11 protein-coding genes are annotated in these 12,915 nt (G+C 48.8%); 7 read left to right on the plus strand and 4 right to left on the minus strand.

Translation table 11 applies throughout. The features are described 5' to 3' along the window. Positions 1-30 precede the first annotated feature (30 nt). The 5 genes from BUB16_RS03375 to BUB16_RS03395 all read left to right on the plus strand — a co-directional run bounded on the left by BUB16_RS03375 (position 31) and on the right by BUB16_RS03395 (position 6,846). Positions 31-1,455 (plus strand): mandelate racemase/muconate lactonizing enzyme family protein, encoded by a 1,425-nt coding sequence (locus tag BUB16_RS03375; protein ID WP_073059479.1) that lies wholly within the window; start codon positions 31-33, stop codon positions 1,453-1,455. A gap of 37 nt (positions 1,456-1,492) precedes the next feature. After that, a complete protein-coding gene (locus BUB16_RS03380) occupies positions 1,493-2,878 on the plus strand; it encodes an AGE family epimerase/isomerase (RefSeq protein ID WP_073059481.1) in 1,386 nt (461 codons plus the stop codon). A 351-nt stretch (positions 2,879-3,229) separates the two neighbouring features. After that, positions 3,230-3,802, plus strand: a complete 573-nt coding sequence (locus BUB16_RS03385; RefSeq protein WP_170864273.1) for an RNA polymerase sigma factor — start codon at positions 3,230-3,232, stop codon at positions 3,800-3,802. Positions 3,803-4,317: 515 nt separating this feature from the next. Then, positions 4,318-6,105 carry an aspartate--tRNA ligase gene (aspS, locus tag BUB16_RS03390; protein ID WP_084088024.1) on the plus strand — a complete coding sequence of 596 codons (1,788 nt, stop codon included), beginning with the start codon at positions 4,318-4,320 and terminating at the stop codon, positions 6,103-6,105. A gap of 30 nt (positions 6,106-6,135) precedes the next feature. Beyond that, entirely contained in the window at positions 6,136-6,846 is a 711-nt protein-coding gene (locus BUB16_RS03395) for a DUF429 domain-containing protein (RefSeq protein WP_073059488.1), read from the plus strand. Between the two features lie 182 nt (positions 6,847-7,028). Here the strand turns inward: BUB16_RS03395 and sthA are convergent, their stop codons facing one another. Next, positions 7,029-8,486 (minus strand): Si-specific NAD(P)(+) transhydrogenase, encoded by a 1,458-nt coding sequence (gene sthA, locus BUB16_RS03400; protein ID WP_073059491.1) that lies wholly within the window; start codon positions 8,484-8,486, stop codon positions 7,029-7,031. A 243-nt stretch (positions 8,487-8,729) separates the two neighbouring features. Here sthA and BUB16_RS03405 point away from each other — a divergent pair, with 243 nt between their 5' ends. Next, positions 8,730-9,338: a superoxide dismutase gene (locus BUB16_RS03405; protein ID WP_073059493.1), complete on the plus strand. Its 609-nt coding sequence runs from the start codon at positions 8,730-8,732 to the stop codon at positions 9,336-9,338. Between the two features lie 146 nt (positions 9,339-9,484). Continuing rightward, positions 9,485-9,940: a BrxA/BrxB family bacilliredoxin gene (locus tag BUB16_RS03410; RefSeq protein ID WP_073059496.1), complete on the plus strand. Its 456-nt coding sequence runs from the start codon at positions 9,485-9,487 to the stop codon at positions 9,938-9,940. 24 nt (positions 9,941-9,964) lie between these two features. Here the strand turns inward: BUB16_RS03410 and BUB16_RS03415 are convergent, their stop codons facing one another. The 3 genes from BUB16_RS03415 to BUB16_RS03425 form a co-directional block, all read right to left on the minus strand. Next, the gene (locus BUB16_RS03415; protein ID WP_073059498.1) at positions 9,965-11,296 is read right to left on the minus strand and encodes an ABC1 kinase family protein; all 1,332 of its coding nucleotides are present in this window, start codon (positions 11,294-11,296) and stop codon (positions 9,965-9,967) included. A 3-nt stretch (positions 11,297-11,299) separates the two neighbouring features. Next, positions 11,300-11,998 (minus strand): TetR/AcrR family transcriptional regulator, encoded by a 699-nt coding sequence (locus tag BUB16_RS03420; protein WP_073059500.1) that lies wholly within the window; start codon positions 11,996-11,998, stop codon positions 11,300-11,302. Between the two features lie 231 nt (positions 11,999-12,229). Next, positions 12,230-12,823 carry a DinB family protein gene (locus BUB16_RS03425; protein WP_073059502.1) on the minus strand — a complete coding sequence of 198 codons (594 nt, stop codon included), beginning with the start codon at positions 12,821-12,823 and terminating at the stop codon, positions 12,230-12,232. Positions 12,824-12,915: the final 92 nt, after the last annotated feature.

Below are 12,915 nucleotides of genomic sequence, written 5' to 3' on the forward strand. Positions count from 1 at the left end.
CAACTTTTAACCAAATGGTATATATAACTGATGAAGAAAAAAAAGCGACGTGATGCAAAAGGGAACAGCAGGCGGGATTTTTTAAAAAAAGCTGGGATGGGGGGACTCGGGCTGGGTTCGCTGGCGCTGGGCCCGATAACGGAGCAGGTCGGATATCTGAGTTCTGAGATAAACCGAAATTCGGCCCCTTCAGAGTTGGAGATTACGGATATGCGGGTTGCGGAAGTAGACGGCATTCCTTTCCGGGTGCCGCTGGTCCGCATAGACACCAACCAGGGGATCTCCGGCTATGGGGAGGTGCGCGACGGCGGGGCCAAAGAGTATGCGCTGATGTTGAAAAGCCGTATAGTGGGTAAGAACCCCTGTAATGTTGAAAAAGTGCTCGGAATCATTGAACAGTTCCGGGGCGAAGGACGGCAGGCCGGCGGCGTGGCGGCGGTCGAAATGGCGCTCTGGGATATCGCCGGTAAAGCCTACGGGGTGCCGGTCTATCAGATGCTGGGCGGCAAATATCGTGATAAAATTCAGCTCTATGCGGATACCGCCGGAGCGAAGGACCCGCATGAATTTGCCCGGCGGATGAAGGAGACCCGCGTAGATGCGGGGTATACTGCACTGAAGATGGATATTGGCATTGAATTGCTTTCCCGGACGCCCGGTACACTGGTGAATTCCGGCGCGCACGTTCCCAAAGGCGAACGCCGGCTGCAGAGCCAGTATTCCGGTACCCCGGATGAGTATGGACAAATTGATCACCCGTTCACGCGCATCCAGATTACCGAAAAGGGACTCGAACTGATGGAAGAATATGTACGGGTCATGCGTGATACGGTCGGCTATGAAATACCCCTGGGCATCGATCATTTCGGCCATTTCGGGGTTAACGAAGCGATAAAAATTGCTCGGATGCTGGAGCCGTATACCATCGCCTATGCCGAGGATATGGTCGCCTGGAAATGGACGGACCTCTGGAAGGAAATTACCGGGGCCACCACAACCCCCACTCAAACAGGTGAAGACATCGGTACCTGGGAAGGGTGCAAGCCGTTAATCGACAACAGGGCGGTCGATATTATCCATCCGGATCCGGGTTCGACAGGCCTTCTGGGGACCAAAAAGATCGGGGACTACGCCCAGGCGCAGGGCATAGCCATGAATCTTCATTTTGCGGGCTCGCCGGTCGGCTTTATGGCGTCGGTGCACGTAGCCGCGGCGACACAAAATTTTAACACCCTCGAGCATCACTCGGTCGGCGTTGACCGCTGGTATGATATGTACGATGGAGATCCTGAGATGATTTTTGATGAGGGCTATGCCACGGTGCCGGAGAAGCCGGGACTGGGAGTGGAACTGAATATGGATGTGGTGAAGGACAGCCTGATCGAAGGGGCCGGGTTCTTTGAGCCTACGCCAGAGTGGAACGAGATCCGGTCCTGGGATCGCCTCTGGAGTTAAGGGACCGGATTTACGCCGCAAATAATTACATAGCAGAATGGGTTTTGATTATCAATGGAGTAAGATATTCCGAAATGGTATATGGCTTGTAGTGCTGATTATGGTGATCGGGGGCTGCCGGGATCAGGGGGCAGAAGCCGGTGAAGAGACAGGGAGCCGCCAGCAGCGTATTGCCGCTGAAATCGACAGCGTGCTGAATGATCAGTATCAGTTGTGGTATCCCCGGGTTGTCGATCGGGAACACGGGGGCTTTTTCAGCCGCTTTACCTACGACTGGCGTCCTGAGGGGGTTCAGGATAAATTTATTGTCACCCAGGCGCGACATGTCTGGTCGACCTCAAAAATTGCTTTTCGCGATGAACGTCACCGGGATTTCGAAAAATACGGCGAGCACGGGTTCCGGTTTCTGCGGGAGGTAATGTGGGACCGGGAGCACGGGGGCTTTTACAATATGGTCACCCATAAAGGAGAGGTTATAACCGGAGACGATGGACAGATCCGAAAACAGCTCTACGGAAACGCCTTTGCCATCTACGGGTTAGCGGCCTATTATCAGGTTTCGGAGGACAGGGAAGCCCTGCGTTTGGCGCAGAAAGCCTTTCAATGGCTCGAGAGGGGAGCCTATGACCGGGAATATGGGGGATACTTTAACAGCCTGACAAGAGAGGGACAGCCATATGAAGAGGATTTCCCCAAAGATTACAACAGCAGTATCCATATGCTTGAGGCCCTTGCGGAACTCCACCTGGTGTGGCCGGACAGCCTGCTGCGGGATCGTCTTTATGAAATGTTTAGAATTGTACGTGATACTATCGTCACGGATAAAGGATATATGAACCTGTACTTCCGCAAAGACTGGTCCCCGGTCGTCTACAGCGATTCTTCACGGTCCCTGCAGGAAGAAATGCAGGCGACAGATCACATCACCTTTGGTCATGATATTGAAACGGCTTTTCTGCTGTTGGAAGCCGCCCATTCCCTGGAGTTTGATGCAGATTCTACACTCAAAAAGGCTAAAAAAATGGTGGACCATACGATTGATCATGCCTGGGATGAGAAGGAGGGCGGCATCTATGACTACGGCTATTATTTCCAGGGCGACGATTCCCTGACCGTCACCCAGACCTCCAAGGAGTGGTGGTCGCAAGTTGAAGCCTTGCATTCGTTGCTGATTATGGCCGATTATTTTCCCGGTGATCCACGCCGCTATTTTGGTCATTTTATCCGCCAGTGGGCTTATATTAAAAAATATATGCTGGACCACGAGCATGGGGGATGGTACCGGAGCGGTATCGATGAGGAACCGGAAGAACGTACAGCGCCCAAAGCTACTGTCTGGAAAGGAAACTATCATACGATCCGGGGATTGCTGAGATCGCGGGAGCTTCTGGAACAGATGTCTCAAAGCAGTCATTCGGAATGACATACGATTTAAGAGGTAGATGAATGCCGCTGCTCGTCAATGCGAATGTAACAGCAGGCATCCATGGTCGTCATGTGAGTATGACCGCCTGCGCAGCGCTGAAAGGCACCGGTAACCTGCCTGCTCCCCCCCTTGAGAAACTACTGAATACTTAAGCTATCCGTATGGGTTCATAGGAGCCTTTTCGGACTCGCAGTAGAATTTTCTAAGCATGACGGGCTCTTCTATATCGGAGTGATATCCCATCAGACCATAAAAGTTGATTGTTAATCTTAAATTAGTAACTTGCCTGATATAATTGTGGGATGTAAGTCAGTAATTCCGGTTATCCGTAAAATAACAGCTACCGTTGTGGAATCTGCACACAGATATAATTCTTTGCCGGCTGATAAAGTATTGGTAGAGCAAATAAGAGATAATGACAGGGAGGCTTTTGAGAAGCTATTTCGGAAATATTACTCCAGCTTGCAGCGGTTTTTATGGGGGTATGTAACAAATCAGCAGGTTGCGGAAGACTTGGTACAAGAGGTGTTTGTAAAAGTTTGGGAAAATCGGTATGCCTTAAATCCTGATAAAAAAATAAAGACTTACCTCTACAAAATCGGGCGGAATCTGGCAATCGATCACACTCGTCACAGGAAAATAGTCCGCGACTGGGAGGAAGAGCAAAAAGCGCTTCACTCATTTTCGCCGGCAGATCAGGCGATCAATGAAAAGCTTCACAACAAATTAATGCTCAGAGAAGTCAAACAAGCGATTGAAGCCCTTCCGAAACGACGCCGGCTGGTGTTTATGCTTAGCCGGTATGAGGGCATGACCTATAAAGAGATTGCGGAAGAGCTTGATATATCGGTGAACACCGTGGATACCCAGATATGCCGGGCGTTGCAGACGCTCCGGGACAAATTTTCTGCTTTTCTATGATTGTTGTACGCATCCCCATAGGTACGACCGGTCGAATACCTGTTTGCAACTGATTATTCCTATAAATAGAATCCTCTCGTCTTCTTTTTAACGAAGTGCTTGTTGCTTGAATAATACCGGATCTACGGCATTGTTGAGGTAATAACCGTTACCCTCCCTTGGAGAAGAGAGGCACAGGAGGGGATTTCCGCACCCTCTGAGTCCGGTAAGCTCCGAGTAAAGTAAATACATTCATCCTGACTATATTATATCCCGGTCAGCTGATAGATCCCGTATCGCTTGACAGGCGACAGGGCGAAGGCAGGAGGGGGATAAGCAGGGATATTCAACAGCCTTACGCGAGGGCAGACGGGAGGATCCGAGACCAGGTATCTGCCCGGTTCGGGAGGTCTGAACAGGAGTGGCACCCTTAAAAATATGGTTTGTAAATAACATGGGCGATTGGTCTGCATAATACTTATTTTCAAGGCTTCTGAAAACAGATTGTCAATATATAAGTTAAGTTAATGTTATTTATGGCGTGGAAACGAACCCACAACTGTGGAGAACTGACAGCGGAACATACAGGTGAAAAGATTATTCTGAACGGGTGGGTAGCCACCCGTCGCGATCTGGGCGGGGTTATTTTTATCGACCTGCGGGACCGTCACGGCATTACCCAGATTGTATTTAATGAGACGGACAAAAAGCTGCATGAGAAAGCCGAGCAGCTGCGAGGTGAATATGTGATCGGCGTGAAGGGAGTGGTCGAAAGACGGGATGAGGAGAATATAAATCCCGACCTTGATACCGGGGATATTGAAATTATAGTAACGGATCTTCAGATATACTCAAAAGCGGAAACCCCTCCTTTTGAGATCAAGGAAGACATTGCCACAGGTGAAGAGATCCGGTTGACCTATCGTTACCTGGACCTGCGTCGCCCCGATCTCCAGCGGAATATGATCCTTCGCTCCGATTTTTATCAGTCGGTTCGCTCTTTCTATCATGATCGCGATTTTATGGAAGTCGAAACGCCGGTACTGATGAAAAGTACCCCGGAAGGCGCCCGCGATTACCTGGTGCCCAGCCGCGTAAATGCCGGCAAGTTTTTTGCGCTGCCCCAGAGTCCGCAGACCTATAAGCAGCTGCTTATGGTCTCCGGCTTCGACCGCTATTTCCAAATCGTAAAATGCTTCCGGGATGAAGACCTGCGGGCCGACCGCCAGCCCGAGTTTACCCAGATTGATGTGGAGATGTCGTTCGTCGATGAAGAGGCTGTGATGAGCAATACCGAGGCGTTGATGCGGAAGCTGATGAAAGAAACCATCGGCCGGGAGATCGAAACCTCATTCAGGCGAATGACCTATGAGGAGGCGATTAAAACCTACGGCACGGATAAACCGGATACGCGTTTCGGACTGGAGTTTGCCGACTTTTCAGAGCTGGTCAAAGATTCTGAGTTTAATATTTTTTCCGGTACGGTTGAGAAGGGCGGCGCCGTGCTGGGTATCACCGTGCCGGGACAGGGAAGCATGGGGCGCGGGGCCATTGACCGGCTCACCGAACGCGTTCAGAAAGAAACCGGGGCCGGGGGACTCATTTATATAAAGCTGAATGAAAAAGACGGGGTAAAATGCAGCGTTGAGAAGTTCCTGAAAGAAGAAACCGTGCAGGCCATGGTCGAGCGGGCGGAAGCGGAGATGGGTGACCTGGTGCTTATCCTGGCGGGAGGCAGTCCCGATGTATACCAGCAGATGAACAAGTTGCGCCTGATGATGGGCGAAGAACATAACCTTATTAACAAGGATGAATTTGAGTTCCTCTGGGTAACCGACTTTCCGCTCGTAGAGTGGAGCCGTGAAGATCAGCGATACCAGGCCCTGCACCATCCGTTTACGGCTCCGCATCGCGGGGATGTGGACCGGCTGGATGAGGATCCGGCCTCTGTGCGATCACGGGCATACGACCTGGTCCTGAATGGCTATGAGATTGGCGGCGGTTCAATTCGTATCCATGACCGGGAGCTGCAAAAGCGTATGTTCAAGCTCCTGGGTATCGATGAAGAGGAAGCGGAGGAACGATTTGGGTTCCTGCTCGAAGCCTTTAAATACGGCGTTCCCCCCCACGGAGGCATTGCGCTGGGAGTGGATCGAATCATTATGATCCTTTCGGGAGGCAACAGCCTGCGGGATGTCATCGCTTTCCCCAAAAACCAGAAGGCACAGAGCCTCATGGATAACAGTCCCGCATATGTCGATCAGGAACAGCTCGATGAACTGCATATCCGGTTGAAGCGCGGCGTGGGGGAAGAACACGAATAACGTAACCATAAAGACAGACAGAGGGATAGTTTGAAAACCTTAGGTATTGACGGCTGCAGGGCGGGATGGATCGCCATATCGCTTGATGAGGATCATGCAGGATACTGGCTGCTGGAATCGGACCGGGAGCTGGGAACCTATTTTGAAGCATACGACCGCATCTTTATTGATGTGCCCATCGGGCTGGAGGAAGAAGCGTATGTGCGGGAATGCGACCGTCTTCTCCGGGATGTTTTGGGGGCTGACTATACGGCCAGCGTTTTCAATCCTCCCATTCGGCGGGCTCTGCACGCTCCCACCTATGGTGAAGCTTCCATGATCAGCTACGAGGCGACCGGTAAAAAAGTGTCGATTCAGTCCTGGAATATTACCCCGGAGATTAAAGCTGTTGATCAGTACCTGCAGCAGGATAAAACACTTCGGGAGAAGATTTTTGAAAGTCACCCGGAGCTGCTTTTCCAAAAACTGAACGGGGGAAATCCCATCCTGCAGAAAAAAGCTACCAAGAAGGGCCTGCGTCACCGCCTGGACCTCATCAAAGAAGAGAGTACCTACGCTGATGACTTTTTCCGGGATATTAAAGAGGAATATCGCCGGAATCAGGTTGATGAAGACGATATCGTGGATGCCATGGTCCTGGCCCTGTTCGCCCGGGATTCGCTGAATCGGGAGATTAAAACAATCCCGGAAGACCCTCCTGCCGACGAAACCGGTCTTAAAATGGCCATTCATTATCTTTAAAAGGGGATTACTATCTATTTATCGGTTATTCGTGAATGACCAGGCGGAGGGAATGTGAGCACGGACTATTCACCGGAAACGGGATATTTCGCACTCATGCGAGAATAATTAGGGTGAAGCCTTTTCTTGAAATTCAGAGATGTCCCGAAAACTCCACCAAAGAGATAACTCAAAATTCAATATTACCCATCCCGCTCTCCCAGGATATTCCGGTATTTTACTCCGTTCTGGTATACGCGGTTGACGCCATTAAAAGCAGCTATGCGGTAGGCCTCGCTCAGGGTGGGATAGTTCATGACATGCTGTATAAAATACCGTACATCCCCGTCAAGAGCCATGACCGACTGGCCCAGGTGAATAAGATTGGCGGCCTCATCCCCGAGAATATGGACGCCCAGCAGCTTGAAGGTGTCGGTGCGGAAAACAAGCTTAAGCAGCCCGTCGCTGTGATTGGTCATATCCGCTTTGGTAATTTCACTGAAATGAGCCCGGCCTATGGTAATGTCCAGGCCTGTTGCCTGTGCTTCCTGTTCGGTCATTCCGATATTCGAAATTTCGGGAATGGTATAGATACCGTAGGGAATTTGTTCTGGCATTTCCAGGCTGGAGATGCTAAACATATTGCATGCTGCCAGGCGCCCCTGTGTAAATGAGGCGGAGGCCAGTCTGGGAAAGCCTATGACGTCCCCGGCGGCGTAAATGTTGTCAATAGTTGTTTTATAGGCTTCATCAACGATCACAAAATTACCGGCATCGGTCCGGACTCCTACCTTGTCGAGGTTTAGATTTTCTACATTGGGTTTGCGACCGCCGAGATATAAGACGTGCTCTGTTTCTATTACCTGGAGCTGTTGGTTGCCGGACTTATCTTTAAATTTAACTTCGGTATTATTGCGAAGGGCATTGAATTCCACATCCTGGATCGACACATTATTTTTGATGCTGATGCCCCTGCTGTCAAGGGCCTTTTTAAAATGATCCTTGATTTCAAGATCTAAAAAGGGGAGGTAATCCTGCTGCTCGTTCAGCAGGGTGACATGTGTACCCAGTGCAGCAAAGATGGTAGCGTATTCGAACGCGCTTACACTGGAACCGATGACGACCAACCGTCGGGGAATATGCGTAAGGTCAAGGATTGATTTGTAATCCAGGATCTTGTTGTGATCGATTTCAAAGGTCTCCGGTTCCGTGGGACTGCTGCCGGTACACAGCAGAATATAGTCGGCGCTGTAGGTTTCCGTGGTGCCCAAATGCGTTTCGACTTCTACGGTATGTTCATCCTTGAGGCGGCCGAATCCGCGCGCGACATCCACCTTATTATTGATGAAATCATTTTTTACTTTCCGGTTTTCCTTTTCCAGGATCTCTTGCTTGTATTGAAGCAGGTCCGTCATTCGAAACCGTTCATACGGTTTTTTGTTCTCGTGGTCACCGAACTGGCTGTTAAATTCCAGAATGGTCTTGGCAGCCTCGCGCAATGCTTTACTGGGGACGGTGCCGGTATTGATCCAGGTTCCTCCCAGGTAATCTTCGTGCGATTCAACTACCAGTACTTGCTGGTCAAATTTAGAACTTTGCATGGCACACGAAAAACCAGCTGGCCCGCTGCCAATAATAATTACGTTATAATCTCGACTCATGGTACAATGTAATCGCTAAAGGTTTTTGTGACAAGAAAAGTAAAATAGATGAATTTGCGAAGGATTTCTCCGTTTTAAGCGATTAGTTTTAAATTTTTTAAAATTGGAACGAAAATATCGTCGTTTTTGATTGGGAGTGTGCTAATAAGATGCTAAATTTAACTCCTTGATTCATAAGGAGTTAAATTCTTTACACACACTATTATATAGTACGAATTCTAAAATTTTAAAATTGTAACAATTATGGCTTACGAATTACCTGACCTCCCATACGATTACGATGCATTGGAACCTCATATTGATGAGCGTACCATGAAAATTCATCATACCAAGCACCATCAGGGATACACCAACAAGGTGAATGCTGCCCTGGATGGACATGAATTTGCTGACCTCCCGATTGAAGAGGTTTTACAACGCATTAACGATGTTCCCAAGGACATCCGCCAGGCGGTGATCAACAATGGCGGTGGCTATGCTAACCACAAACTATTTTGGACGATTCTCTCTCCGAACGGCGGCGGACCTGCTACCGGCGATGTTGCGGATGCGATTGACGACGAGTTCGGAAGTTTTGCTGATTTTAAGGAAACGTTCAGTAACTCCGCAACCGGGCAGTTCGGTTCCGGATGGGGTTGGCTGTGTGTCAAAGATGACGGCAGTCTCGAAGTACTCTCCACGGCTAATCAGAACAGTCCCTATATGAATGGTCTGACCCCTATTTTGGGCGTTGACGTCTGGGAGCACGCGTACTATCTGCACTATCAGAATAAACGCGGTGATTATGTCGAACATTTCTGGAATCTGGTCAACTGGGACCAGGTGAATGAATATTATGCAGAGGCTACGTAATAGGAGTTTTTGTTGAGAAGTGTAAATATAAAAATGAGAAAACGCTCCGCGGACGACGGTGGAGCGTTTTCTTCTTCAATACTTCATAAAAGCTTGTTATATTGGGTTTTAAATGATAGCTGCAAAACAAAAAAGGATGTTTTATTATGCAATTTGGATTAGGAACCGGACCTGATGTTTCATGGATGCGTGAAGAACTGACAGACCTGGGCGTCGAGGAGTTGAAGACCGTCGAAGATGTCGATCGTGCAATGAAGGAATATAACGAAGGCACTATGCTTATGGTGATTAATTCCGTTTGCGGATGCGCGGCCGGGAATGCACGACCGGGGGTTAAGATAGCCCTTGAAGAATCGGAAGATACGCCGGATCACATGGTTACCGTTTTTGCCGGCCAGGATAACGAAGCGACGGCCCGGGCCCGTGAGTATTTCAGCGAATACCCGCCCTCCTCTCCGGCTTTTGCGTATTTTCAGGATGGAGAGATCAAGGCTATGATTCCGCGGCATCGTATTGAAGGACGTACGAAGCAGGAAGTAGCCAGCGATTTAAAAATGGTATTTGAAGCCTTTAACGGGGAGAAAGAAGCCGAAGAAGGGTAGTGTTCGCTGCCACAATAGCGCAGGTCATATCGCCGGGTCATTTTCCATTTCACCCAGCACCTTCTGCGTAATCTCTTTACTCCGGCGCGTATCTATCCGGGCCTGCAGTTTCATCAGGATGCTATAGAGTCCCATGTGGACTTTGGTGCTGTATATGAAGTTTTTATCGCCGCGAGGTTCATTCATAATCGGCATTTTTCTGGCGTAATGATTGATTCGCCGCTTGAAAGAGGGATTACCGAAATCGAAGTTATCCTTCATATACGGGCGGGCAAAGGTGTTGCCGTAGTTCTTGCAAAACTGGAAGAACTCCTCCTCCTTTTCGGGATTGTCCGGGTTTGCCTTGATGATATCCAGGCGGGTATAGAGGTCCCGGATCGCTTCTTCATCCCCCTCGAGATGCATCGGAAGCAGTTGCATGTAGTTTTGGGTAAACTCTTCATCAAATTTCTTAACGCACCCGAAGTCAATGACCCCCAGCCGGCCGTCATCCCGGAAAAAGAAATTGCCCGGGTGAGTATCGGCATGAATAAAGTTTCTCTGCTCTACCTGATCGTGAAAGAAATTCCATAGCAGCTGTCCGAAGTGATTACGTTGCTGCCGGGAAGGATCTGTTTCCAACAGCTCCTTCAGGTGCTTCCCTTCCACAAACGTCATCGTCAGCACCTTGCGGGAGGACAGATCCTTAATCCAGCGGGGAGTGACAACGGATTCTCCGAAGAATCTCCGGTGAAAATACTCGATATATTCGCCTTCCTGCCGATAGTCGGTTTCTTCCATCAGGGTCGCCTCTACCTCATCAAAATAATCATCCAGGTTGGCCCCCCGTTTGGCCAGCCGCTTGACCAGCGACTTGGCCATGGCCATATCCGAGTGGATGGTATTACGCACATTGGGATACTGGATCTTAACGGCGACTTTTTGTCCATCGTGCAGCCGGGCTTCATGTACCTGCCCGATCGAGGCGGCAGCAATAGCCTCCGGTTCAAAATGCGAAAATAGCGCTTCGGGATAATCGCCCAGCTCTTTTTTGATAATCGACCGCGCCAGCGCCTTGTTGATAGGCGGCACGCTGTACTGGGCTTCGCTCATTACTTCAGCAAACTCGCCGGGCAGTACGCCCTCATCCATACTCAGCGACTGGGCTATTTTCAGCGCCGTACCGCGCAGCTTGGTAAACTCATTAAACACCTGCCGGGCATTGTCGGTATGGAACTGGCGTCCCTCTTCTTTGCTCTCTTTTTGGCCCATGGATTTTTTGAGATAACGCTTGGCGTAGTTGGTGCCGACTTTAAGGCCTGTTTTAGCAAATATTTTGCCACGTTCAAGTTTGGATGATGGAAAATCGTCGTTCATGAACTATCGAATTTCTATTTTTGAAAAAATCTGTTTAACAACCGGAATTTCGCATAAAAAATTTTCCCGGTTGGCATATAAAAATTTACCCAGCTCAAACCCCCGGTCGAGAACGGAGCTATACATCAATTCCTGCAAAAAAGTCGTTAACTTGTCCGTAAGCTCCATCGTCAGTTCATAATCCTCGCTGGTATCAGACAGCCGAAACCGGATGAGTCCGAGGTATTTATTTCGCAGGAAGGCATAAAAAATGTCATTCATGAGGACCGAAGAACTGGCCGGAAGTCGCGGGTCGTCTTCCAACAGCTGCCGGAGCAGCTCCTCTGTCTCCATTTCAAAATCAGTCCTGCTGCAGGAGCGTAAAATAAGATTCTGAAAGGTATCTTCCACAAAGGCTTTCTTTTCATCCAGCATATCGAAGCTGGCATACGCAAAGTTCGAAAGTTTTTCGCTGAGCGTGTAGGAGTCGAAGTGGTCGATTTCATCGATCATCAGCCGGTAGCGATAGATGATCGCTGTATAATAAAACTGGAGGATAGCTTGCTTGTTCGGGAAATAATTAAAGACGTCTGCAGGATCTATGCCAACAGTGTTAGCGACGTCTTTAATCAGAAAATGACCATCGCCTTCCACAAACAGATCAGTTGCGGCATCGGCAATGGCAAATTTAATTTCAGCTGTTTCGGGATCGAAGGTCGTCATAATAAAAACTTCTGATCGTTAAGGGTGTGTATGGCAGCTTGCGCCTGGATAAACACATAACAGAAATAACACCATACCGCGAGTTTAAATATCGGGAACCGCTGAAGGGATCCTCTATATGCCACTTCCTCACACAGACTATTCCGTGATTTGTTTTGATTACTTAACAAGACATTGTTCGTTTTCTCACAAGAGAAACGTAGCACCGGAGATTTAATTATATATTCATATTCATCCCGCGTGTGGCTTTCCATACTTTTCCTTGAGAACCGACAAGGTTTGCTCCGCCTGCCAGTGGTGCCGGCGCTGGTGCGCAATGGTTAGCAGGTAATACTCTGAGAAGGTAAGTTTGAGAAAGCCTGCTATCGGATGCGAAACTTTGGTTCCGCTTAAATCAATATGTTCATTTTTGGCATGCTCAAGCTGAGCTATAAATTGATCCTGCAGCTCCATAAACTCGTCCAACAACTCGAACCGGTTGTAGTCGGCCGTAACCTCAGGCTCCATTGATGACATCGTTTTTAACCTGAAAGAGTAAGGCGGTTCAAAAAAATCGGCAGCCTTTTTCCACAGCCAACGGGGTCGGAAGGATTGGTCCACATTGTGAATTCTCTTCCTGCTATTTTGCAGGGCACGGCTTAAGTTTCTATGATATATATATCCGAATTTGATAAGATGATGATAGCACTCTGCAACGCACCATCTGTTTTGGGCCGGAGGTTTCAGAAAATAGGCTTCATCCACGGAGAGGAGAAAATCCTCCGCTGTTTCTTTAGCCTCGGCAAACTGTTGTATATACCAATCAAAGCTGTACCGCAAGATCATGGGTGGGAGATATGCTGATTAAGGTTTAACTTATTGAATAGCTGGCAGATTAATAATAATCACCAGTATAACATTATAATGTAACTATAAAA

Source organism: Fodinibius roseus (genome assembly GCF_900129315.1).
Taxonomy (GTDB): domain Bacteria; phylum Bacteroidota; class Rhodothermia; order Balneolales; family Balneolaceae; genus Fodinibius; species Fodinibius roseus.

Excerpts from the sequence above, each read along its gene's own strand:
- BUB16_RS03375 (WP_073059479.1), top strand. The coding sequence starts at position 31 with ATGAAGAAAAAAAAGCGACGTGATGCAAAAGGGAACAGCAGGCGGGAT.
- BUB16_RS03380 (WP_073059481.1), top strand. The coding sequence starts at position 1,493 with ATGGGTTTTGATTATCAATGGAGTAAGATATTCCGAAATGGTATATGG.
- aspS (WP_084088024.1), top strand. The coding sequence starts at position 4,318 with ATGGCGTGGAAACGAACCCACAACTGTGGAGAACTGACAGCGGAACAT.
- sthA (WP_073059491.1), bottom strand. The coding sequence starts at position 8,486 with ATGAGTCGAGATTATAACGTAATTATTATTGGCAGCGGGCCAGCTGGT.
- BUB16_RS03405 (WP_073059493.1), top strand. The coding sequence starts at position 8,730 with ATGGCTTACGAATTACCTGACCTCCCATACGATTACGATGCATTGGAA.
- BUB16_RS03410 (WP_073059496.1), top strand. The coding sequence starts at position 9,485 with ATGCAATTTGGATTAGGAACCGGACCTGATGTTTCATGGATGCGTGAA.
- BUB16_RS03415 (WP_073059498.1), bottom strand. The coding sequence starts at position 11,296 with ATGAACGACGATTTTCCATCATCCAAACTTGAACGTGGCAAAATATTT.
- BUB16_RS03420 (WP_073059500.1), bottom strand. The coding sequence starts at position 11,998 with ATGACGACCTTCGATCCCGAAACAGCTGAAATTAAATTTGCCATTGCC.
- BUB16_RS03425 (WP_073059502.1), bottom strand. The coding sequence starts at position 12,823 with ATGATCTTGCGGTACAGCTTTGATTGGTATATACAACAGTTTGCCGAG.